The organism is Clostridium chromiireducens (assembly GCF_003575225.1).
GTDB classification, from domain to species: Bacteria; Bacillota; Clostridia; order Clostridiales; family Clostridiaceae; genus Clostridium; species Clostridium chromiireducens.
Map to the genome: position 1 here is coordinate 48,741 of NZ_QXDJ01000005.1, position 22,397 is coordinate 71,137.

Genomic DNA, 22,397 nt, shown 5'->3' on the forward strand with positions numbered 1-22,397 from the left:
ATTACCTTTTGTCTTTTATCTATAAGCTCTAAAGAATTCACGAATTTCTTCAGCCAAAGGTTCAGGGTCTTCCATGGCAGTAAAATGCCCACCTTTAGGCATTGTAGTAAAACGGGTAACATTTAAATTGCGCATGGCCCATTCTTTTGGTGGTAATAGTACATCAGCAGGGAAGAGCGCGATACCTGTTTGTACATCTATATGTCCTATTGGAGGCAATGAATGCATGTTTTCATAATATATATGAGCTGATGAGCCTATAGTATTTGTAACCCAATAAATCATTATATTAGTGAGAAGTTCATCCTTGCTGTAGCTTTTACTTAGGTCGCCGCCGCAATCACTCCATTCACGAAATTTTTCAATAATCCAAGCAGCTACACCTACAGGTGAGTCAGAAAGTCCGTATGCAAGAGTCTGAGGTTTTGTCGATTGAATAGACATATAACCGCCCTCATTTGAAATCCATTCAGAAGCAGTTTTCTTGTATTTCAGTTCTTCTTCTGAAAGTCCTGCTTTATCCTGTGAAGTCATGAGATCTCTAATTATACCGATATCAGTTAAATGTATTCCAATTAGAAGTTCAGGATGATTTGATGCCATATATCTTGTAACTCCTGAACCAATGTCCCCGCCTGCAGCAGCGAATTTACTATAGCCAAGTTTTTCAGTCATCAGTTTTGCCCAAAGCTCAGAAATACGATAATTGTTCATGCCACTATGTTTTGGTTTACTTGAGAAACCAAACCCAGGTAGTGAAGGCACAATTACATCAAAAGAATCTTCAGGACTTCCACCATAACTTTCGGGATCAGTAAGGAGAGGGATAAGCTTTTTGTAGCGAAGATAACTGTCAGGCCATCCATGAGTAAGGATAATTGGGATAGAATTAGGACCTTTACCTTTCTCGTGCACAAAGTGAATATCTATCCCATCTATATCACAGTGAAACTGAGAAAAACGGTTTAATTCTCTTTCTTGTGCCCGCCAATCATATTTTTCTTTCCAATAGGAAATAAGAAATTTTAAATAATTTATTTCAGTACCTCGCTGCCAATCTGTGCCTTCTAACTGATCAGGCCAGCGGATATGCTCCAGTCTGTATTTTAAGTCATCAAGTACTTCATCAGAAACTTGAATGTGAAAGCGTTCAATAGACATAAAAATTCTCCTTTCATATAAGTCATGCACAATAATTTTACTTATAAGTTTTACACAATAATTTACAGTATAAGTTATTTTGCATAGCTTTCATTCATTTATTAATATTAGTTTAGCATTATGAAATTATGATACAATGTTATAAATGAAGCTTTTAACTATACTATTTGTTAATCCACAATCAAAAAATAACAAGTTTACGTTATTTATTAGAATGTGTTTAATGGAGGAAAATATTTATGCCGCAAATGGATCGCTATAAGAATAGAAATGTATATATTGAATTTGTTGCAAATGAAGATTTTATAAATCTCCCTTATGAGGAGCGTTTAACTATAACTTTTATTACGAGCGGAAGTATTAATATACTATTGAATGACCGTCCAGTAAAAATTGTTGCGCCAAGTATTCTTTGTTTATCTATGGATGATAAAATACAAGTTATTGAAAAACACGATGTAGCTACGCAGTCATTTTGTTTTCATCCAGACTTTTTTAATACGGCTCATTTTTCTGAAACTAAGGGTTATTTATCAACTAATCTAAAAATAGATATAGGACTTGCGCTTTTTAAGAAAGATAATATTAATACTGGAGTATATGCTGCAGATGATAAAGTCTATCTCAAATTATATGAATGGTTCTTTGTGATGGGAACAGAAGTATATGCACAGAGTGATTCACTTTGGGTGTGCAGAATAAAAAAGTACTTAATACAAATACTAGGGATGCTTGAAGAGCTGAATCACAGCAGCGAAAAATCACCTGTTAATTTAGCTTTAGAATATATACATATAAATTATTCAGATAAAATAAGATTAGAAGATTTAACAAGATGTGCTCATTTGAATCGAGTATCACTGAATAAAAGTTTTCAGGATTTATGTGGATGCACAGCAATGGCTTACTTATTAGCATACCGTTTAAAAGTTGCAGAGAGTCTTTTAACTCATACAGATATGAGCTTAAATGAAGTTGCACGTGCTACAGGTTTTGAATATGATACGTATTTTATAAAACAATTTACATCTAAAAGAGGTATGACTCCTACAGAATTTCGGAATACTTCACGGCAGTTTGCGAAGTGCCAATAAAATTTATAATGTTGTTTTAAGTAATAATATAAATGGAAAAAATAGGATAGAACAGAAAAAGCTTGACTTAGAGTTTGCTCTAAGGAGTAGAATTTATTTTGGAATAGGAATTGACTAAATATTTATTCACTTGATGAATAAGACATGAAAATTGTTGTCTGATTTGTTAGTTCTAAAAGGCTTAAGGAGGAAACAAAGAAATGGAAAAGAAAAAATTGGGATTTGGATTTATGCGTCTTCCATTAAAAGATCAAGAGAACCAAGAAAGTATTGATTTTGAGACATTAAATAAAATGGTAGATACTTTTTTGGAAAGAGGCTTTACTTATTTTGATACTGCTTATATGTATCATGCATTTAAGAGTGAAATTGCCTTAAGAGAGTCTTTAGTAAAACGTCATAATAGAGACAGCTTTACAATAGCATCAAAGCTTCCAACTATGTTTTTGAAAAAAGAAGGAGACCAAGAAAGAATCTTTGATGAGCAATTAGAAAAATGTGGAGTTGATTATTTTGACTACTATCTTCTTCACAACTTAAATGTGCCGAATTATAGAACAGCTCAAAAATTTGATAGTTTTGCATTTGTTCAAAAAAAGAAAGAAGAAGGAAAAGTAAAAAATATGGGCTTTTCTTATCATGACAATGCAGATTTATTAGATGAAATTTTAACTGCTCATCCAGAAGTGGATTTTGTTCAATTACAAATTAATTATATTGATTGGGAAAGTGAAAGTATACAATCTAGAAAATGTTATGAAGTTGCAAGAAAACATAATAAGCAAGTTGTTGTTATGGAACCAATTAAAGGAGGAACTCTTGCAAACGTCCCAGAAGGCGCAGAAAAATTATTTAAAGAATATAATAATGATATGTCTATACCATCATGGGCAATAAGATTTGTAGCAAGTCATGAAGGAATAATGATGGTATTAAGTGGAATGTCAAATATGGATCAGCTCCTTGATAATACCGGCTACATGCAAAATTTTGTGCCTTTAAATAACGAGGAAAAAGAGATTATAAAAAAGGCTACAGATATTATTAATAGCAGCATTGCAGTTCCATGTACTGCATGCCAATATTGTGTAGATGGATGTCCAAAGAATATTCCAATACCAAAATATTTCTCTCTATACAATAACAAAAAACAATTTGGTAATGGAATCGTACAAGTTTACTATAATAATTTAGCTCTAGATAATGGAAAAGCTTCTGATTGTATAGGATGTAAGCAATGTGAAAAGCATTGTCCACAGCATATTGAAATTACAAAATCCTTAAATGATGTGGCTGCTGCCTTTGAATAAATCTTTTACTTAGATGAAACTATAAATAAAGCAGATTATATAAGCTATAATTTAAGAAGAGTATGTGAAAAATAAGAGTCAGGCAAAAAGCAATTTTAAAGGTTGCTTTTGCTTGGCTCTTTACTTTGTGTATTAAGAATAATAATTTTAATTTTTCAATGATAATAAAAAATTAGATTTGAGAATTAATCTAGCTTTCCGGTTAAATAAGCATTTTTTTGAAGGGGGATACTTTAAGTACTAAAGATAATCTTAATATAAAGGTAATTTCAGCTATGACATGCTCAGTCATTTATAGCGGTGTATATTCTTTAAAAGCCTAGTTAAAAACATTCCAATTTAAACTCAAACATTTATTTACATAACAAATGTTTGAGTTTTTTAATTAATACAACGGCCGATCAAAAATCTGAACACGTTCAAATAACAACAACATTTGATTCACCATTTCTTCAGCAGGATAAGGCATTGAATTAGTTATCCACCATTCCATTAGACCAACAGCCGCCGAAGCAACAAATTGTACAAGTACCTCTTTGTTCATAGTACTGTTATTCCCAGTCATATCAATTGTATCATCGATGCTTTTTAGTGCTAAAGACATTAGATGATCTCTAAAAGTCGGAATACTTTTGTTGTTTAACATATTAGAATAGAAAAAAGCGTTCTGCTCTAAATACTCAAATGTGCGAAGTAAAGAATCTTTTGAAGAAAAATTATCAATGTCTTCGCCTGAATGGCAGCTTTCTACCAATTCATTTAGATGAGTTTCTATGCAATAATTCAATAGATCATATTTGTCTGAAAAATGAAAATAAACAGTACCTCGGTTAACATTTGCAAGGTCTGCAATTTCGTTAATAGTAATTTTTTCAAAATCTTTTTCTGCCATCAGCTTTATTAAAGCATCTGTAATAGCCTTTTTAGATTTTTCAACACGTCTATCCATAAAAATTCTCCTTAGAAATATTAGTTTATTGAACAATAATATATTATTTGTTGAATAACCAACAAATATGGGTATATTAACGATTGAATTAAATAAGTAATCTTGATAGACTCAGTATATCCAACAAATGTTGAGAAAACAACAGATATTGAATTTAATTATAAATTGCATACGAACTTATATTAAAACGATATATTAGAATTAAAGGAGAAATGAGAATGAAAATATTTTATTTTACGGCTACAGGAAACAGCTTATATGTTGCGAAAAGAATTGGGGGAGAGCTATATTCAATTCCTCGGATGATAAAGGAAGGTAAATACGAGTTTGAAGATGAAGCAATAGGATTTGTATTCCCATGCCATGGTTCAGGAATGGCTAGACTAGTTGCTAATTTCATAAGAAAATCACAATTTAAAGCTAAATATTTCTTTGCAATTATGACTTATGGTGGTTTATCATTTTCATCACTGCGTCATATAGAAAGGGTTGGTAGTGAAGTAGGAATTACGTTTAATTATACCAATGAAATACTTATGGTAGATAATTTTCTTCCAAATTTTAAGATGGAGAATGAAATAAGAAAAAAGGATTCAAAAATAATTGAAGAAAAACTTGAGAATATAATAAATGATATTGCAAACAGGGAAAATAGGCTCATAAGAAGAGGGATTCCATCAGACCTTTTATCTAAATATGGTCGTCGTTTAGCTGATAAACTTAGTGATAATTACGATAAAAAGTTTATTGTTCAAGATAATTGTACAGGCTGCAGAGTATGTGAAAAAGTTTGTCCTGCTCAAAATATTAAAGTTAATGAAAAACCTGAGTTTGCTCATAAATGTGAAACATGTTTTGCTTGTATTCATAATTGTCCTCAAAATGCGATACATTTAAAATCTGAGAAAAGCAAAACTAGATTTATAAATAAAAACATAAAATTAAAAGAAATCATTGATTCTAACAATCAAAGTAAAGAATAGTCCAATCTAAATAATCAAATAGAGATTGGTTACGAAATAAATGCTGTTATTTTTGAAATATTGGTCGAGGGGAAACAAGTATTATGAAAAATGTGGTATAATTGGATAATAATAAATTTGGTATTCGGAGGAAGGAGATAAATTATGTTCGGTATTGAAAATTATAGTCTTTTTATAATCTCATCAATTATATTGAGTGTGACCCCAGGTTCTGATACTTTATATGTATTAGGTAACAGCATATCTAGTGGTAGGAAAGTTGGAGTGATGTCAGCATTTGGAATATCTACAGGGAGTATATTTCATACAGTGATGGCTGCACTTGGATTATCGGCCATATTAGCTAAGTCAGCTATTGCTTTCAATATTGTTAAGTATTTAGGGGCAGTATATCTAGTATTTTTAGGTGTCCGTTCATTAATGTCAAAAACATCTTTACTTGCAAATGAAAATAAGAATGAGAAGAAAAGTACTAGGCAAATTTTTCTTCAAGGAGCTATGATTGATGTTCTTAATCCAAAGGTAGCCTTATTTTTCCTTGCATTTCTGCCTCAATTTATTGATCCGAATACTTCATATGGAATAATTCCATTTTTAGTACTTGGATTTACTTATATTATAGTAGCAACTATATGGTGCATAATGCTAGCAATATTTTCATCATCTGTATCAAGAAAATTAAATGATATAAAAGGAATGCATGGTTTTGTAAATAAATTTACAGGAACTATATTTATTGGATTAGGTGTAAATCTATTAACAGCAAAATTAAAAAATTGACATTAATAAATTACTGGCATGGAATTTTCGCCAGTAATTTTTTTATTTATATTCAATAGAGTGGGAAAAATAAAATTATAAGCGAAAAGTTAAATAAAGAATATTCTTTTTAGATATGATAATTCGATTTTAAAAAATATGTTATAATACTATGAAATAGTAAATAATTATAAAGTTATGGAGTTGAATAGAAAAATGAACACAAGTGATGAAGAATTTTTTGAGGCATTAAAGATAGGATTTAGCGTTTTGCCAACGGTATTCACATCAGATGTAGCTATGTCAATTACAGACAAGGAAAAATTTGTACTTTTTAAACAGGCAGAAACCTTTGAATTAAATATTAAAGAGGGGATGCCAATAGTAAAAGATGGAGTTTCAGATAATGCTATAAAAACTAAACGTAAGCATTCGTTAAATTATCCTAAGGAAGCTTTTGGCTTTCCAATTATAGCTTACGGAGTTCCTGTAGTTAATCCAAATACAAATAATGTAGTTGGAACAATTACATATGCAGTTTCTTTGCAAAAAGAAAATGATTTAAATGAAATGATAGATGAATTACAAGCATTTTCAGAAGAATTAGCAGCATCTTCTCAGGAATTGTCAGCATCTACTCAAGAATTAGCTACAAATAATCAAAATGTTAATAGTTTAATAAATGAAACTCAACTTAGTCTTGCAAGTATGGATGGTATAATATCATATATAAAAAGTATCGCTGATACTACAAATTTGTTGGGGCTAAATGCAGCAATAGAAGCAGCTAGAGCTGGTGAGCATGGAAAGGGATTTACTGTCGTAGCAGGTGAGATAAGAAAACTCGCTGCTAATAGTAAAGAGTCAACAGGGCAAATTAGTGAAACATTAGCTACTATTAAAAATAATATTAATGCTATTGTTAATGTTTTAAATAGTTTTTCTGTTATAGGAGAAACACAAGCTGCACAAGCAGAGCAAATTGCATCTGGAAATCAAAGATTAAGTGAAGTATCAAGTAATCTTTTAAAATTATCCGAAAATATAAATAAGTAGTGGTTATAGCGCATACGATTAAAAAATCGCAATTCATAATTGAATTGCGATTTTTTTACTGTGCAATTTATAAAGTGTATGCATAGCTAAAATTAATTAAAAAATTTATTCTATAAAATTAACTTCCAATGGATTTTTATTTACTAATCTCTTATAGCTATACTTAGGATATCCAACCATAACTGCTCCTACAACTTTTTTATCTTCTGGAATGTTGAATAATTTAAGCAGCGGAGAGTTTTCAACAGCTATACAATGTTCAAAAATTCCAGCCCAACATGATCCAAGTCCTAGAGAAGGGGCATATAATTCAAGATAAGTTAAACAAGAAATAGCATTATCACGTCCGTATTGGAAATTTTTATCTGATGTTGCAATGACTAAGTTTGGAGCTCCACGAAAAATTGAATCATCTCCATTTTCTCTATAGGCTTTAACAGCTTTTTCTATTAAATGTCTAAATGGAGAACTTTCTATTAGTTGAATACAGACTTCTATAGCTTGTTCGAGTAAATTTCTATTTTCAACAACTATAAATGATATACCTTGACTATTACGTCCAGTAGGAGCTTGTCTTGCAATATCAATTAACTTTGTTAATTTTTCTCTTGGCACTGGCTCAGATTTGTAATTTCTTATGGAGCGACGTGATCTTAAAAAGTATTCTGCCTGCTGCTCATTTAACTTAGTGAAATTTTTTAATTCAATTTGATCCTTTAAAGGTGATTTTATATTATCCATAGCAGCATTAGGACACACTGCAACACAATGTCCACAAGCAATACAAGTTGTATTTTCTATTTCTTCTGGCACATCTTTCCCCATCCTTAAAACATTTGATGGACATTCTTTAATACATAATTCACATTTAATACATTTTTCTTCGTTTACTGTTATAAGATTCATTTTATCAAATCCTTTCAAAATTATTTATATTTCGATGTATATATGCACATCAATGCACATTAATATTAAAAGAGAAAGGCAGTTTTGCCTTTTCTAACATATTCGATGTTATTTTAGTATAAGTTCTTTTAAATTATTTGTAGTTGTTTCAAATTTTTCAAGTATGTGTTCTTTGTTAAGTTCATAAAAAGTGCTTCTGTTTTGCTTTTCTTTATTTAAAATTCCATATCGATTCATCAATTCCAGGTGCCTTGAAATAACAGACCTATCTTGAGTAAAATTCTGTGCAACTTCTGAGATGTTTTTCTTTCCATTTATTGCAAGGAACTTTAAAATTTCACTTCTTACAGGATCAAAAAGAGTCTTGTAAAATTCAAAATCGATACTTTGTTCAAGGTTTCGACCACATACTAATAAATTATTTTGATTATCCATTTGCATCACCAATTAGATTATATATGCACACATATGCACATGTCAAGATTTTTATTCAATATTTATATTTAGATTTTTAAATTTCTGTTAATTAGGTGCAGTAAAATACAAATACTTATATAATCAATTAAACACCATGAACTGGAAATTTAAAGCAAACTAAAGAATGATGAAAGTATGCTTCAATTAGAGCATTATGTATGGAAATTTAGTAAATAAATAAGTATAATAGGAGCAATGAAAGAATTTAATAATACAAATTCTATATTTCTAAAACGATCTATTCTAGGGTACTTTCACGATTTTACTGAATATATAATTGATATGTCAGAAACCTATTTGGTAATGACAGATAACTATGTTGATGGATGTTCTGCAATGGAGTTAATATGGAAATTTTTTTAGAAGCAAGTGATACAGAAATACATTTAAAAAGTAGATAAAATTTGAAATGCTTAGAAAGCTTCTCTAAATTTAAGTTTATAGGAGCTTTTTTCTTATAATAATGTAATAAAGAGGTGTTTAGAGTGAGTAGAAAGCTTAGAGTTGGGTATAATTTGAGTGATTTGGCAGAACAAAAGCCTCCATCAAAGGCTCTAAAGATAAAAAAGTATTAGAAAATGGACTATAAGTGCCCTAGTTATGAATACTATAACAAGTTAACTACGTTGATTTTGGGAGTTAATAAAATTGGTATAGAAAATTTAATAGAACGTTTAAAACAGACAAATAGACAAGTAGTTAAGATGCTGTTGTCAAAAATTAGGGGAAGTAAAAATATTGGTTGTATAGGATTTTTGATGGAATGGGAAGCAGTCGAGGTTAAAAAAGTACGAATTATAATAAACCACAAAATTTCTGAATTAAAATCTGTTTAATGAAAAAGGTTTTTAACTATAAAGCCTTCATTTGGATGGAGCTTGAAGAACTTAAAAAGGAGCATAATTAATATATAAAGCACAATCAAAAAAGTGAAAAGTCCATCTGCCAGCCTATTTCCCATCATTCTGGGCCAGCAAAATATCATAATAGGCCGCTATGATGGCATTTATTTTCATGTGACTAAAATGAAGAGGTTATACTATAAAAAACCATAATTAAATGTGGAATGGAAGTGATAAGGTGAATTTTAAACCATTACCGATAGGGATAGATAATTTTGAAATGTTAATAACCAGAGGATATTACTTTGTGGATAAAACATTGCTTATAAAAGATTTAATTGATAATAAAGCAGCAGTAAATTTATTTACAAGGCCACGAAGATTTGGAAAAACATTAAATATGAGTATGCTTCAATATTTCTTTGAGAATGGTGAAAAAGATAATTCTTACCTTTTTGAAGGTTTAAATATAATGAAGGCAGGAGAAAAGTATCTTTCTCATATAGGGCAGTATCCCGTGATAAATTTATCCCTAAAGTCTGCGAAACAGCCAACTTTTGAATTAGCATTAAAATGTATTAAAGACGAGCTTGTAGATGAATTCAGACGCCATGATTATGTTTTGGAAGGCACTAAGCTAAATGATGAAAAAGAAAAATACTTAAGAATTACGAAAGCAGAAGATGAAGATTCACTTTACGTAACAGCCCTAAAATTTTTATCACAATGTTTAGAAAAGTATCATGAAAAGAAAGTTATAATACTTATAGATGAATATGATGTGCCACTTGAAAATGCATTTTTTGAAGGTTTTTATGATAAAATGATTGCTTTTATAATATCACTATTTGAATCAGCATTAAAAACAAACTCTTCGTTAGAATTTTCAGTAATAACAGGTTGCTTAAGGATTTCAAGAGAAAGCATATTTACAGGTTTAAATAACTTGGAAATTATTTCGATATTAAATAAATCTTATGATGAATATTTTGGATTTACTCAAAATGAAGTAAATAAAATGCTTGGAGATTATGAGCTAAATGAAAAAGAAACTCTAGTAAAAGAATGGTATAATGGATATATTTTTGGAAATGCTGAAGTGTATAATCCATGGAGTGCAGTTAGATTTGTAAAGGATTTGGTAGTTGATAAAAATGTATTTACATCATCATATTGGGCAAATACAAGCTCAAACAGTATAGTTAATAGCCTTATAGAAAAGGCTGATACTAAAACCAAACAGGAAATAGAAATTTTAATTGAAGGAAAAACAATAGAAAAGCTGGTTCATGAAGATATAACATATGATGAAATTTATGATTCCATGGATAATTTGTGGAATTTTATGTTCTTTACTGGATATTTTAAAAAAGTTAGTGAAAGAATGGACGAAGAAGATAATCGCTATATAGAATTAAGTATACCTAATAGAGAAGTAAAATATATTTTTAGAACAAAAATCTTAAAGTGGTTTGAGGAAAGGGTAAAGGCAAAAGAATTAAGTATTTTGTATACTGCAATACTTAATAAAGACAGTGAAACTTTTCAAAAAGAACTTAGTAAGATTCTAAGAGAGACTATAAGCTTTAATGATGCTTATGAGAATTTCTATCATGGTTTTGTTGTTGGAGTACTGGCAAATATGCATGATCATATAGTAAAATCAAACAGAGAATCCGGAGATGGTAGAAGCGATATTTACATAAAATCTCCATCAATATTTGATCCAGCAGTAATAATGGAACTTAAGGTATGTAAAGAACCAAAAGATATTTATAAAATGTGTGATGAAGCTTTAGCCCAAATAGAAAAGAATAAATATGATGATGAACTTAGGCAGGAAGGCTATGAAAATATAATTAAATATGGTATTTCATTTTATAAGAAGGATTGCATAATTAAATTGGGTTAAGAGTTATAAGAATTGTGATCCTGAAAGAAGTCTTTTAAGAGCTAGGCAAAAAGAAATTTTATAAATTGTTTTTTGTCTGGCTCTTTGCTATTTGAATTATTGCCGCTTTTAAGATATTCATAATAATAACAAATGACTTCGTCCACAATGATATTTTAATAATTATTATCTATTGAAATTTCACAATATAACATTAAATCGAAACTTGTCTTTATTAATATTGTTGTGGTAGTATAATGTAGTAAAGGTAAGTTTATCCAATGTTAAAATGGGATATTTTTTAAAATTCGAATTATAAAAGGATTATTAAGTAGATAAGTTATCACATAATTCTAAGTTATATGTTATTATCTATATCTCTTATATTTGAATAGAAATGGAGTTAATATATCATGGCATTTTTATCACCAGTTCAAGTTAATATAGTTTTATTTATTTTATTGCTTATTTTATTTGGACATACTTATTTCAATATGAATAGAAAAAATATAACTAATAGATTGTTTATGTGGATTATGGGATTAACAGCATTTGCTATAATGCTAGAGATTTTAAGCGTTATATTAAATAATCCAAATTTAAAGCAATTTATGGTGGTACAAAAGATGGTCAATGTTCTTGGATTTACAGTGACTCCTGTTATCCCATTTTTAGGATATATATTCAGTAAAGAATGGGTAGATAGGTATCAAAAAGAGAAAATTAAATTAAATAAAATTCTTCTACTACCATTATTCATAAATGGGATAATGGCAATTATAAGCTATAGTATAAACGTACTTTTTTATGTAACTAGTGAGAATATTTATGAACGTGGACCTTTATTTTTTATATTACCTTGCGTAAGTTACTTCTACTTTGGCTATAATATATATTTTATTTATGAGCAGCGTAAAAAGTTTTCTTGGTGGGAGCTTCGTATATTTAATTTATTCTATATTGCAGCAGGAGTATTTACAGGTATTCAGCTTGCATATTCTAGTTATTTAACCATTTGGAATGGTACTGCAATGATGATAGTTATTATTTATATTTTTATATTAAATGACCAGGTACATAGAGATAGGTTGACGGGATTGGAAAATTATTCATCCTACGAGCATTATATTGAAAATGTATCCTTTAAGAAGATTGATAAACTTTTTATAATCAATATTGATATAGATGATTTTAAAAATATTAATGATCAATACGGGCATAACGAAGGGGATGAAGCACTTAAAATGTTTGCTAATCTATTAGTTGAGAGTTTCCCACTAAGAAGAAAAAAATTGATACGTGTAGGTGGAGATGAGTTTTTAATTTTATTAGAAGGTGAGCGGCAAGAAATAGTTGAGAATTATATTAGAAATTTAAATGAAAATATTGAGACATATAATAAAACTGAAGAGAAACCATATGAATTTAAATTCAGTTATGGAATGGCATGTTATAGTAATGTTAATGAAAATATCCATGATATTTTGAAATGTGCAGATCAATTGATGTATGAGCAAAAGAAAAGTAGAAAGGTGGAGTTTTATTAATCCCAAAAGCTACAGATTAAAATATTGACATAGTTATAGAGGGAATTTAAGATAAGGAAATCGGAAAAAAGGCACCAGACGATAAACGTCATGATAAATATAAATATTTTGGGTCGTGGACAGGGTAAGAAATATATTCATATGAAAAGATGTTGATTTATCGAAATAATGTAAATAATTTAGATATAAGAAAGAGTATCTTCAATTTTGAAGATACTCTTTTAACGTCAAAATACATTGACAATAGTAACTGCCAATGTTATAATAAACAATCATATGTATATATTTAATCATAACATATTTTTAAATATAAGTCAATACTTTTTTGAAAGGAAGTTTTAAAATTGAATGAAATTATTAATTTATTTGAAAATAACTCACTAGAAAAGCAGGTATTTGATGAAATAATTGAGTGTAATGAGGTTACACGTGATTATAGCTTAAAGTTAAATGAAGAAGATGTAAAAGAAATTATTAAAACAAGAAATATAGCTCTTGAGAAAAGTGGAAGAATTGAATTCAATGGCCAGATAATAAACAAACTTATTATAGCTTTTCGTGATTCACCATATATATCCCAGCAGAACTATAGTGAAACTATAAATGAATTAGTAGAAATTTTTTATAACTATAAAAATGAAACTTTAGACTTCATAGGTGATGAGGAACTCATAGAAATTATGAAGGAATATTTTGATAACTACTGCCAAGGATCTTTAGAGCTTTTAGAAGGAAAAGTGCTGTATAAAATTGCTGATAATATAAGAAATGGTGTTAAAGATTATATAAATCTTGATAGTGAAAAGGATTGATGAATTATGGAGAACAGGCAGAGCATTGAAAAATATAGCTACTTTGTAGAAAATAATTTTAGTGAGGACCATTTTTTTAAGGATGTTTTAGTAGCCTGCTATGAGAAAAAATTTCTAGATGAAGGTATTTTAAAGAAGATATCTTATGAAAGGCTTGATATATTAAAAACACAATTGAAATATTACACAAAAGATGAAAGTAGTTCTGTAATGGTAGAAGTAGCAGAAAACTTGATGGAAGGTATTGATTATACACTCGGATTTTATTTAAAAACATTTAATACACTTGAACTAATAATAGAAAAACTAAAGAATGAAAGCTTGTCTCAAATGCTGGAAACTGGTAGAGATTTAATAAAAGTAACAGTAGAAGAAAGTAAAAAGCTTTTGGAATACATTATGGAGAATAAGCTTAAGATAAATAATTACTCATATGATGATACTATAGATCATGGGATTTCATTATTCTTTGAAGAATATGAGTATTTTTTTGCACCTCATGAAGGGGAAGGCTCAATAGATTATCAACTTTATATGGACAATATGAATTACAAGGGGATTGAATATATAAGGAATTATTTAAAAATCTTAAGTCTTGAAAATGAATTTTGCAGTAATTTTAATATTAGTGAAATCAATGAATTATTAAAAGGATATGATAAGAAAAGTGAAGAGCTTTTGATAAATGTATTTGAATTAGTGCTCATAAATTCACTGGGGTTAATTATATGTGGGAAATCCTTAAGCAGTTTAAATATAAATAGTGCTGATAGAGAGATTATAAAAAATAAATTAGAAAATTTATCAATAGAAAAGCTGCAAGAGGAAGTATTAAAAGATGCAGATAAATGTTGCAGTATTCTAAGTATTAAAAATAATGAACTAATAGATTATGTTAGAAAATCTGCAATTAAGTTAACAGACTGGTTATATGAAAGTATTAAAGTAAATAGATTAGAAACAGTATTTATATCTTTAAATAAAAATGAAGATGATAAATTTATAGAATATATAGATGGCAAAAAATTAAGCAATACCGCATTTAAAAATCTAAGCGAAGAAATAAGGGATTGCACTTTAATCCAAGATAAGATCAAATTAATAAAGAATAATATTAAGAGTTTGGAAGATATGATAGATATGTTAAATGCAGAATGTTTATTTGAAGATGAGTATACAGCTCTATTTAAAAGCTTATCAAAGATAGAGCTTATTCTCCTTACAAAGCATATATCAGATTCAAACTTTGACAGAGAATATATAGAAGAATGGTATTATGAATTTAAGAACTATATTCTAAGTTTAGATGAAAAAGATCAGGAAAGCATTGGAGAGTATAAAGAAAGAATAAGAGTTATTTAAATTTTTAGAGTCTATGTAAAAGTAGGCTCTTATTTTATGTTAAAATATAGTTAGAATGTATAAAACTAAGTGTTATGTAGAGAAATTATATGAATAATATAAATAAAGAGATAGAATAAAATAGGGAGGTAACTATGGCAAATATTTTTAATAAACCAATAAATGAAATAGTAAGTAAGAGACATTCTGTAAGAAATTATGAAAATACAGAACTATCAACTGAGATAAAAGAAAAGCTTCAGGCATATTTAGATGAAATCAATGATTCAGAAGGCCCACTGTGTGGAAAGGTTAGAATATCATTAGTTCAAAAGAATGATACTAATAAAGAAGTAAAATTAGGAACCTATGGAGTTATAAAAGGTGCTAATTACTATTTGGTTGCAGTTTGCAAAAAGGGAGATTATGATTTTGAGAATCTAGGATTTCTGTTTGAAAAAGTAGTATTGTATTGTACATCTTTAGGGCTCGGAACAGTTTGGCTTGGTGGAACTTTTAACAAAGGGAATTTTGCAAAAGCAGTTAAGTTAAAGGAAGATGAAATATTACCAATAGTTTCACCAGTAGGAATTGAGGGTGGTAAAAAATCCATTTTAGGAGCTTTATTTAGTAAAAGTAATGGACCTAAAAGAAAAGACTTTGCTCAAATATTCTTCAATGAAAATTTTGATACTCCTCTAACATATGAGGAAGCTAAAGAGTATGGTGAAGTTTTGGAAATGGTTCGACTTGCTCCATCAGCTGTTAATAAGCAGCCTTGGAGAATATTAAAAGAAGGCAATAATTATCATTTTTATTCAGAAGGAAAAAGTGAAATGAGCAGAATTGATATGGGAATCGGTATATGTCACTTTTACTTGACTGCAAAGGAAAAAGGATTAAAGGGTGAAATTAAGGTATTAAGTAATAAAAGTCATGATAAATATAAATATGTTACCTCGTGGATAGGGGAAAATTAATAGATTCATTTGAAAAGATTGTATAAATACCGATATAAAACTTATAAAGTTAATGTGTAAATTAACCAATACAATTTTGTAGTGGTTAAAATATAAGCAAATTATATTAAAGTTATTGAAGGAGGGTACAAATTATGTCAAATATTATTTTTTATACTAAGCCAGGATGCAAGGGAGGCCAACGTCAAAAAGAACTACTTTTATCATCAGGTCATACTGTAGAGGAATGTTCAATTTTTGATAAAACATGGACACCAGAATCTTTAAAGCCTTACTTAGAAAAACTTAAAATTGAAGATTGGTATAATAAAAATGCTCCAGATGTTAAAGCGGGAACTGTAATACCAGGAGCATTATCTATGGAAGATACTCTAGATCTTTTATGTAGTAACCCAATATTGATTAAACGTCCTCTGATGGAAATTAATAATCAATTAATAGCTGGATTTGATGTTGAATTTCTAAAAGAAATAATTGAATTAAAAAACATTCCTAATGAAGATTTTACAAAATGTAAAATGGGGTCTAGCAACAAAACATGTGATTCTCTTAATGTTTAAGTTAAGAGATGTAAAAAGTTAATAGACTCCCGATAAGAATATAATAATATATAAATATTTATAGGAAATATGAGGGCTCGAAGGGAAATAAACAATTTCATTATGACCTTTTATGTATCAACCAACTAGGCTAAATTTATATCAGATAAAGCAGCAGTTATGAAAAATTAACTGCTTTTTATTTTGCAATTGTTTATAAGTATTAGCTACTTATGTAAAAATATAGTTGTTATACATATGAAATGACTAGTTATGCAATTGAGCATATTAATTGCTCATACATTCAAAGAGTGATAAATTATTATTGAAAAATCTAATTTCATTAGGACATACTCAATATATTTAAGATTATAAGGAAGTGAGAAAGATGGGAGAGAAAACTATAGATCTTAAAAGGGATGCTTATAAAAAATTATTAGAATGGAAAAATAATCACAATAATAAAGTGTTATTAATAGAGGGTGCAAGGCAGGTTGGTAAAACTTACTTAGTGAAAAAATTTGCTAGAGAAAATTATGACAATGTAATTTATATTAATCCCCTAGAAGAAACGGGAGAGGACTTACTTACAATTTACGATGCGGTAAAAGAGGAAAGACTGTCAGGAAAACTGGATCGAGAAAAAACTAATTCATTAAAAGAAATGTTTAGAAGATTCTCAAATAAATTTAAAGATAGTGAAGAATGCATAATTATAATAGATGAAATACAAGAATCATATAAAATTTATAATATGATAAGGCAATTTGCAAGAGAATTTACCACTCATTTTATTATGATTGGAAGTTATTTGGGAAGAGTTGTGATGCAAAAAGAATTCTGGTCACCTATGGGAGATGTAGATTTTCTTGAAATAAAACCACTATCATTTACAGAATTCATGCAGGCTCTTAATTTAAAAAAACTATATGATGGATTGGACTTATATGGAAATAGTAATAAAAATGATTATGAATTAATTTATGATAAATATAAAGACTATCTAGAAATAGGTGGATATCCAGAGATAGTATGCGAATATTTAAAAAATAATAAAGATAATGTATATGTTTTATTTGAAAAATTATTAAGAGTATTTTGCGAAGAATCTTCTAGGTATTTTGATGGAGATATATTGACTACTAGAGTATTTGAAGACTGCATAAGTGCAATAATAGAAGCTTTGGCTAGAGACAAAAAGGGTATTAAAGAAAGCAGCTATACAGAGGAATTGCAACAAATTATAACAAAGAAATATTCAAGCAATATTACAAAAGAAAATTGCAATAGAGTGCTGCAATGGTTTTATACTTCTAAATTCGTTAAAGACTGTGATAAATTAATAGACTTTGATTTTACAAATATAAAGAAGCGCCAGAGATATTATTTGTCTGATGTGGGGATGGCAAATTTTGTGATGAAAAAAGCAAACATTCTAATGTCGGAAGCTAGGGGCTTGTTAAATGAAGCTTTTGTTTATAATTGTCTTTTGGATAAAATACCTACAGTCCCTATGTTGGGGATTTATGGTGATGGTGAGTTAGATTTTGTGTATAGAGATAGAGAAAATGGTCAGGTATATGGAATAGAAGTTAAGTCCGGAAAGAATCCAGGCAAGACCATAACTAAATCATTAGCTAATGGAAAAATAGATTTTGCAGTTTATCTTAAAGGATTAACGCAAGGAGGAATAGCAAACAAAACTTATACAATACCAATATTTTTATTTCCAAGGTTTGAATTTATTTAGAAGCTTAGGAGCCAAACAAAAAGCAATTTATAAAATTGTTTTTTGTTTGGCTCTTTATTATCTTAAAAGAATTTGAATCATGGATTAAAGAACAATAAAATGGACTTAAAGCTCTTATTTCATTGAATAGAATTATTAGATATCAAAAGATTGTACACAACTTAAAAAGTAAATATAAAAATAAATGCCAAATTAAAGGGTGCAATTTTACATTTAAGAAGAAAAATGGAGAGTACTATTCGGAAGGACATCATATTGAATTTACTTAACATAGGTATTTATAGCATCTAAATAGATCCCTGATGTGGCATTGAAAATAATCAAAGCTTATTAAAATTTGTTTGTTTAGTTTAAAATTCAATAGTTTTGGGTTATAATTTTATTAAACATACAATTATAAATCGATATATAACGAGGTGAATTTATATGGAATTAAAAAAAGATAATATTAACTTATATAATCAATTTTTAAAATATTCATATTCAGAGTTAAAAGAATTATTTGATAATGCAAAAACAAAAGAAGAACAAGATTTCTATATGAATATGGCTAATATGGTACTTCAAAGGGAACAAAGAAGAGTTATAAAGGAAATGCCAGTGTAATGAAAAGATACACATTATTTGCAGGCGTAAATGGCGCAGGAAAAACCTCAATATATAAATCTGTATTTTTCAATGAAAATTATATAGGAAAACGAATTAATACCGATGAAATGGTTGCAAGAATAGGATCATGGAAGGACAGCAATCTTCAAATTAAAGCAGGTAGGGAAGCTGTTAAAATGATTGATTATTATATAAAGAATGATATTTCATTTCATCAAGAAACTACTTTATCTGGGAAGAGCATAATTAAGAATATTAAGATGGCTAAAGAAAAGGGCTTTGTTGTAGTTATGAACTATATAGGCCTTGAAAACTCTGAAATAGCAAAAAAAAGAGTTAAGTTCAGGGTATCTAAAGGTGGACATGGAATACCAGATGAAGTAATTGAAAAGAGATATGTTGAATCACTACTAAATTTAAGAAATGTAATTAAAATTTGTGATGAAGTTAATATTTATGATAATACAAATGAATTTATACAACTCATAAATATTAAAAATGGAAAGCTGATTTGGAAAGATAAGATTATACCTGAATGGACTAACGCAATATTAAAGCAATTATAAATTTAAAGAAATATAAAAGCTGAACTATTCGAAAAATGAATAGTTCAGCTTTTAATATTAGTTCAGAGCCATTGAGTTTAATCAATACTATTTTTAAGATACTCATAATAATAGCAAATAGCCTCATCAACAATAGTATTTAAATAAACATTGTCATCACTATGAATAGCTTTGATTTTACTTAAGATTCTTACAGTTGAGCGTCTTAAAGTATAAGTTCTTACCATATCATAAATTTCGCCATCAACGGGAGGTGTTCTGCCGCTTGGATTAGCCTTTAGAGTTCTATGATCTAATACTTCTTTTTTAGGCCCAGAATTTATGGAAGACTTGTTATGAGGTAAGCTTACTTCATTTTTCGTAAATTCACTAGAACTATCATTATAAGATATATTTGTTTCCACCGTGGTATTATTATCCGCAAGTTTATTAGAAGTCTCACTAATATTAAAAGCTCCTGTAGCAGCAGTTGGAGAATTAGGAGAAATTATAGGCTCTTCAACTAGTTCATCATCGGAGTCAAAGGAAAAGCTTTTTAAGAGAGTACCCTCTATTTTAGCCTCCCCTTCAGAAAAACCAATTATTTCAACTGCTTCATCTTCATCAGTGCAAAAATTATCTTTAAATTTATCTTTTCTTTTTGATTTTTTTATAGATACGTTCATATGTAATTCCCCCTTCGTCATAAAATTTCGAAGATCTTTTCATGGCATTCAGGAGCTGTTATTTTGTCAGGTTCCCAAAATAAATATGACCTTCAATTAATATATACGCAGTTTTATAAAAATATAAATGGGAAAAAAGAAAAAAATAAAAGTTTTTTTAAAGATTCATTTAAAACTTGATTTAAAGGAACCTTTTTTCAAAGATTTAAAGAAAACTTTTTACCAATAAATAAGTTTTTAAAGGTTTCAATATACATTTTTAAAAAGTAATATGTTTTAATTGTTTCCTTTAAACATTGTTTTAAAGGAATATTGGTTTAAAGAAACCTTTTTAACAATTTAAAAAGGAAAAAAGTTAAAAATGTAAAAATAAAAAAAGTTAACAATATACACATATAAAAAAAGTGCAAAGCACAACCAAAAACTTTTATGATTTATAGGAAACATGCTGGTTTGAGGGGAATGTACTAATATAACAACAGCCATTTATCACCTTAAAGTGTCTTTTGCATGTGATAAAGTAAGAAGAAATAATATGGAGTAGATAATTTTTGATTCTTAACATATATGTCAAGGCTAAGGGATTCTGTGTTAAAATATTAATCGATGCAGGTACTGGTAATTAAAAAGCATACAGGACAAAATACTGCAAACTAGGACAGGAATATTCTTACAAGGAGTTTTATAATACATAGTGAAAGGGGAGAGGATAGATGAGTTTTGGAAAGTCATTACAAGGTGCAATTGATTATATGGAGAGTCATCTCCTAGAGAAGGTCAATTACGAAGATGTAGCAAAAGAGGTGTATATGTCATGTTACAACTTTCATAGAATATTCAGCCTAATGGCTGGAATGACAGCAAATGAGTACATTCGTAACAGAAGGCTGTCACTAGCAGGACAAGAATTACAGCTAACTGATAGTAAAATTATAGAGGTTGCCTATAAGTTTGGTTATGAAACTCCTGAAAGTTTTGCAAAGGCTTTTTCGAGATTTCATGGTGTATCACCGAAGTTAGCTAAAAGAAAAGGAACTCAACTATGTCTATTCAACCCTTTAGCCATTAAAATTATATTGGAAGGCGGAAGCACTATGAATTATAGGATTGAAGAAACATGCAAACAAAGATTTATTGCAAAGGTGCGAGCATTTAGTAATGAAATTATTAATGAAGCTGGCAATCATGATATTCCAGATTTTTGGGGTGAATGTAATAAAGAACATTTAGTAGACGAGATTAGGAATATGAGACGAGATGGTAAAAAAGATTTATATGGTCTATGCAGCCCTACTAAAGAAAATGAAATAACTTTTGATTATGGAATCGGAGTAATTATTGATGAAGATACTAATTTAGACAACGAAGAAGCAATACTTAAAAAAGGTTACCGTATATGGGAAGTTGATTCGGCAACCTATGTGGTTTTTAAATGCTACGGTAATAATGGTGATTGTATCAGTGAAATGTGGAGCAGATTTTTTAAAGAATTCTTACCACAGTCTGACTATGAACAAACAGAGGACACTGACTATGAAATTTATCCTGAGGAAGGGGAGCCGGGTTTATTTTGTGAATTGTGGATTCCTATAAAGAGAGTATCATAATATAATAACATCTAAGTAAAAGCAATGTATTTAAGAGTTTATGTAAAGTAAGCTCTTATTTTATGTTAAAATATAGTTGGAATGTATATCACTAGGTGTTGGGCGGAGAGTTTTTATTTTTAGCACTAACTTAGTAACCAGTGAAAAAATACAGGACTAAAAAGTACCCTAAAGACAGTTAATGTATGGAGAAATTTAATTATAGAGGGAAGTGTGAAATCTAATGAAAGTATATAATAAATTAGTAAGAGACAAGATTCCAGAGATAATAAAAGTAGATGGAAGAGAATGTGATATTAAAATTGTATCTGGAGATGAAAAGTACAAGTTCTTAGAAGCTAAATTGCAAGAAGAAGTTAATGAGTTTTTAGAGGATAAAAATTTAGAAGAATTAGCTGATATAATGGAAGTGCTGTTTGGGCTTGCGGAATCACTAGGTTATAGTGAAGAAGATCTTTTAAAAGCTAGAGATAAGAAGTTTAAAGAGCGTGGGGGATTTAAGGAAGGTATTGTGCTTAAAAGTACAAAATAATTTTGGTTTTGGAGATTTACA

At 28.9% G+C, this 22,397-nt stretch carries 23 protein-coding genes; 18 read left to right on the forward strand and 5 right to left on the reverse strand.

Annotated elements, in window-relative coordinates:
- Nucleotides 1-15 precede the first annotated feature (15 nt).
- A complete protein-coding gene (locus D2A34_RS18985) occupies nucleotides 16-1,161 on the reverse strand; it encodes an epoxide hydrolase family protein (protein WP_119367619.1) in 1,146 nt (381 codons plus the stop codon).
- Nucleotides 1,162-1,400: 239 nt separating this feature from the next.
- Between D2A34_RS18985 and D2A34_RS18990 the strand changes: the two genes are divergently transcribed.
- Entirely contained in the window at nucleotides 1,401-2,255 is an 855-nt protein-coding gene (locus D2A34_RS18990) for a helix-turn-helix domain-containing protein (RefSeq protein ID WP_119367620.1), read from the forward strand.
- Nucleotides 2,256-2,455: 200 nt separating this feature from the next.
- On the forward strand, nucleotides 2,456-3,565 hold the full coding sequence (locus D2A34_RS18995; RefSeq protein ID WP_119367621.1) for an aldo/keto reductase: 1,110 nt from the start codon (nucleotides 2,456-2,458) through the stop codon (nucleotides 3,563-3,565).
- Between the two features lie 385 nt (nucleotides 3,566-3,950).
- Here D2A34_RS18995 and D2A34_RS19005 read toward each other — a convergent pair whose 3' ends face one another.
- Nucleotides 3,951-4,514, reverse strand: coding sequence for a TetR/AcrR family transcriptional regulator (locus tag D2A34_RS19005; RefSeq protein ID WP_119367622.1), 564 nt, complete (start codon nucleotides 4,512-4,514; stop codon nucleotides 3,951-3,953).
- 218 nt (nucleotides 4,515-4,732) lie between these two features.
- Here D2A34_RS19005 and D2A34_RS19010 point away from each other — a divergent pair, with 218 nt between their 5' ends.
- The 3 genes from D2A34_RS19010 (at nucleotide 4,733) to D2A34_RS27495 (ending at nucleotide 7,312) form a co-directional block, all read left to right on the forward strand.
- Complete coding sequence (locus D2A34_RS19010) at nucleotides 4,733-5,497, forward strand: EFR1 family ferrodoxin (protein WP_119367623.1); 765 nt, start codon at nucleotides 4,733-4,735, stop codon at nucleotides 5,495-5,497.
- A 144-nt stretch (nucleotides 5,498-5,641) separates the two neighbouring features.
- The gene (locus D2A34_RS19015) at nucleotides 5,642-6,277 is read left to right on the forward strand and encodes a LysE family translocator (RefSeq protein ID WP_119367624.1); all 636 of its coding nucleotides are present in this window, start codon (nucleotides 5,642-5,644) and stop codon (nucleotides 6,275-6,277) included.
- Nucleotides 6,278-6,472: 195 nt separating this feature from the next.
- Entirely contained in the window at nucleotides 6,473-7,312 is an 840-nt protein-coding gene (locus tag D2A34_RS27495; RefSeq protein WP_119367625.1) for a methyl-accepting chemotaxis protein, read from the forward strand.
- Nucleotides 7,313-7,417: 105 nt separating this feature from the next.
- Here D2A34_RS27495 and D2A34_RS19025 read toward each other — a convergent pair whose 3' ends face one another.
- The gene (locus D2A34_RS19025) at nucleotides 7,418-8,218 is read right to left on the reverse strand and encodes a nitroreductase family protein (RefSeq protein ID WP_119367626.1); all 801 of its coding nucleotides are present in this window, start codon (nucleotides 8,216-8,218) and stop codon (nucleotides 7,418-7,420) included.
- Between the two features lie 108 nt (nucleotides 8,219-8,326).
- Nucleotides 8,327-8,653: an ArsR/SmtB family transcription factor gene (locus D2A34_RS19030; RefSeq protein WP_119367627.1), complete on the reverse strand. Its 327-nt coding sequence runs from the start codon at nucleotides 8,651-8,653 to the stop codon at nucleotides 8,327-8,329.
- Nucleotides 8,654-8,890: 237 nt separating this feature from the next.
- Between D2A34_RS19030 and D2A34_RS19035 the strand changes: the two genes are divergently transcribed.
- From D2A34_RS19035 to D2A34_RS19085, 11 genes are all read left to right on the forward strand, one after another.
- Entirely contained in the window at nucleotides 8,891-9,058 is a 168-nt protein-coding gene (locus tag D2A34_RS19035) for a hypothetical protein (RefSeq protein ID WP_243128375.1), read from the forward strand.
- Nucleotides 9,059-9,273: 215 nt separating this feature from the next.
- The gene (locus D2A34_RS19040) at nucleotides 9,274-9,531 is read left to right on the forward strand and encodes a hypothetical protein (protein WP_243128376.1); all 258 of its coding nucleotides are present in this window, start codon (nucleotides 9,274-9,276) and stop codon (nucleotides 9,529-9,531) included.
- A gap of 244 nt (nucleotides 9,532-9,775) precedes the next feature.
- Nucleotides 9,776-11,449, forward strand: a complete 1,674-nt coding sequence (locus D2A34_RS19045) for an AAA family ATPase (RefSeq protein WP_119367819.1) — start codon at nucleotides 9,776-9,778, stop codon at nucleotides 11,447-11,449.
- Nucleotides 11,450-11,841: 392 nt separating this feature from the next.
- Nucleotides 11,842-12,975, forward strand: a complete 1,134-nt coding sequence (locus D2A34_RS19050; RefSeq protein ID WP_119367628.1) for a GGDEF domain-containing protein — start codon at nucleotides 11,842-11,844, stop codon at nucleotides 12,973-12,975.
- Nucleotides 12,976-13,319: 344 nt separating this feature from the next.
- On the forward strand, nucleotides 13,320-13,787 hold the full coding sequence (locus D2A34_RS19055) for a DUF6323 family protein (RefSeq protein WP_119367629.1): 468 nt from the start codon (nucleotides 13,320-13,322) through the stop codon (nucleotides 13,785-13,787).
- A 6-nt stretch (nucleotides 13,788-13,793) separates the two neighbouring features.
- The gene (locus D2A34_RS19060) at nucleotides 13,794-15,149 is read left to right on the forward strand and encodes a DUF6179 domain-containing protein (protein WP_119367630.1); all 1,356 of its coding nucleotides are present in this window, start codon (nucleotides 13,794-13,796) and stop codon (nucleotides 15,147-15,149) included.
- A gap of 134 nt (nucleotides 15,150-15,283) precedes the next feature.
- Nucleotides 15,284-16,108, forward strand: coding sequence for a nitroreductase family protein (locus tag D2A34_RS19065; RefSeq protein WP_119367631.1), 825 nt, complete (start codon nucleotides 15,284-15,286; stop codon nucleotides 16,106-16,108).
- A gap of 134 nt (nucleotides 16,109-16,242) precedes the next feature.
- Nucleotides 16,243-16,668: a thioredoxin domain-containing protein gene (locus D2A34_RS19070; protein ID WP_119367632.1), complete on the forward strand. Its 426-nt coding sequence runs from the start codon at nucleotides 16,243-16,245 to the stop codon at nucleotides 16,666-16,668.
- A 367-nt stretch (nucleotides 16,669-17,035) separates the two neighbouring features.
- On the forward strand, nucleotides 17,036-18,397 hold the full coding sequence (locus tag D2A34_RS19075) for an AAA family ATPase (protein WP_119367633.1): 1,362 nt from the start codon (nucleotides 17,036-17,038) through the stop codon (nucleotides 18,395-18,397).
- 426 nt (nucleotides 18,398-18,823) lie between these two features.
- Nucleotides 18,824-19,003 carry a hypothetical protein gene (locus tag D2A34_RS19080; protein ID WP_119367634.1) on the forward strand — a complete coding sequence of 60 codons (180 nt, stop codon included), beginning with the start codon at nucleotides 18,824-18,826 and terminating at the stop codon, nucleotides 19,001-19,003.
- A complete protein-coding gene (locus D2A34_RS19085; RefSeq protein WP_119367635.1) occupies nucleotides 19,003-19,572 on the forward strand; it encodes an ATPase in 570 nt (189 codons plus the stop codon). The genes D2A34_RS19080 and D2A34_RS19085 overlap by 1 nt, the downstream gene beginning before the upstream one ends.
- A 77-nt stretch (nucleotides 19,573-19,649) precedes the next feature.
- Here the strand turns inward: D2A34_RS19085 and D2A34_RS19090 are convergent, their stop codons facing one another.
- Complete coding sequence (locus D2A34_RS19090; protein WP_119367636.1) at nucleotides 19,650-20,237, reverse strand: hypothetical protein; 588 nt, start codon at nucleotides 20,235-20,237, stop codon at nucleotides 19,650-19,652.
- Nucleotides 20,238-20,950: 713 nt separating this feature from the next.
- Between D2A34_RS19090 and D2A34_RS19095 the strand changes: the two genes are divergently transcribed.
- Both D2A34_RS19095 and D2A34_RS19100 read left to right on the forward strand, forming a co-directional pair.
- Nucleotides 20,951-21,844 (forward strand): AraC family transcriptional regulator, encoded by an 894-nt coding sequence (locus tag D2A34_RS19095; protein ID WP_119367637.1) that lies wholly within the window; start codon nucleotides 20,951-20,953, stop codon nucleotides 21,842-21,844.
- A 223-nt stretch (nucleotides 21,845-22,067) separates the two neighbouring features.
- Nucleotides 22,068-22,376: a nucleoside triphosphate pyrophosphohydrolase gene (locus tag D2A34_RS19100; RefSeq protein ID WP_119367638.1), complete on the forward strand. Its 309-nt coding sequence runs from the start codon at nucleotides 22,068-22,070 to the stop codon at nucleotides 22,374-22,376.
- Nucleotides 22,377-22,397: the final 21 nt, after the last annotated feature.

What these genes read in the sequence shown, in the direction of transcription:
- D2A34_RS19010 (WP_119367623.1), top strand. Translation starts at nt 4,733, where the DNA reads ATGAAAATATTTTATTTTACGGCTACAGGAAACAGCTTATATGTTGCG.
- D2A34_RS19070 (WP_119367632.1), top strand. Translation starts at nt 16,243, where the DNA reads ATGTCAAATATTATTTTTTATACTAAGCCAGGATGCAAGGGAGGCCAA.
- D2A34_RS19075 (WP_119367633.1), top strand. Translation starts at nt 17,036, where the DNA reads ATGGGAGAGAAAACTATAGATCTTAAAAGGGATGCTTATAAAAAATTA.
- D2A34_RS19060 (WP_119367630.1), top strand. Translation starts at nt 13,794, where the DNA reads ATGGAGAACAGGCAGAGCATTGAAAAATATAGCTACTTTGTAGAAAAT.
- D2A34_RS19050 (WP_119367628.1), top strand. Translation starts at nt 11,842, where the DNA reads ATGGCATTTTTATCACCAGTTCAAGTTAATATAGTTTTATTTATTTTA.
- D2A34_RS19100 (WP_119367638.1), top strand. Translation starts at nt 22,068, where the DNA reads ATGAAAGTATATAATAAATTAGTAAGAGACAAGATTCCAGAGATAATA.
- D2A34_RS19095 (WP_119367637.1), top strand. Translation starts at nt 20,951, where the DNA reads ATGAGTTTTGGAAAGTCATTACAAGGTGCAATTGATTATATGGAGAGT.
- D2A34_RS19080 (WP_119367634.1), top strand. Translation starts at nt 18,824, where the DNA reads ATGGAATTAAAAAAAGATAATATTAACTTATATAATCAATTTTTAAAA.
- D2A34_RS18985 (WP_119367619.1), bottom strand. Translation starts at nt 1,161, where the DNA reads ATGTCTATTGAACGCTTTCACATTCAAGTTTCTGATGAAGTACTTGAT.
- D2A34_RS19015 (WP_119367624.1), top strand. Translation starts at nt 5,642, where the DNA reads ATGTTCGGTATTGAAAATTATAGTCTTTTTATAATCTCATCAATTATA.
- D2A34_RS19025 (WP_119367626.1), bottom strand. Translation starts at nt 8,218, where the DNA reads ATGAATCTTATAACAGTAAACGAAGAAAAATGTATTAAATGTGAATTA.
- D2A34_RS18995 (WP_119367621.1), top strand. Translation starts at nt 2,456, where the DNA reads ATGGAAAAGAAAAAATTGGGATTTGGATTTATGCGTCTTCCATTAAAA.
- D2A34_RS19035 (WP_243128375.1), top strand. Translation starts at nt 8,891, where the DNA reads ATGAAAGAATTTAATAATACAAATTCTATATTTCTAAAACGATCTATT.
- D2A34_RS18990 (WP_119367620.1), top strand. Translation starts at nt 1,401, where the DNA reads ATGCCGCAAATGGATCGCTATAAGAATAGAAATGTATATATTGAATTT.
- D2A34_RS27495 (WP_119367625.1), top strand. Translation starts at nt 6,473, where the DNA reads ATGAACACAAGTGATGAAGAATTTTTTGAGGCATTAAAGATAGGATTT.
- D2A34_RS19030 (WP_119367627.1), bottom strand. Translation starts at nt 8,653, where the DNA reads ATGGATAATCAAAATAATTTATTAGTATGTGGTCGAAACCTTGAACAA.
- D2A34_RS19040 (WP_243128376.1), top strand. Translation starts at nt 9,274, where the DNA reads ATGGACTATAAGTGCCCTAGTTATGAATACTATAACAAGTTAACTACG.
- D2A34_RS19085 (WP_119367635.1), top strand. Translation starts at nt 19,003, where the DNA reads ATGAAAAGATACACATTATTTGCAGGCGTAAATGGCGCAGGAAAAACC.
- D2A34_RS19090 (WP_119367636.1), bottom strand. Translation starts at nt 20,237, where the DNA reads ATGAACGTATCTATAAAAAAATCAAAAAGAAAAGATAAATTTAAAGAT.
- D2A34_RS19005 (WP_119367622.1), bottom strand. Translation starts at nt 4,514, where the DNA reads ATGGATAGACGTGTTGAAAAATCTAAAAAGGCTATTACAGATGCTTTA.
- D2A34_RS19065 (WP_119367631.1), top strand. Translation starts at nt 15,284, where the DNA reads ATGGCAAATATTTTTAATAAACCAATAAATGAAATAGTAAGTAAGAGA.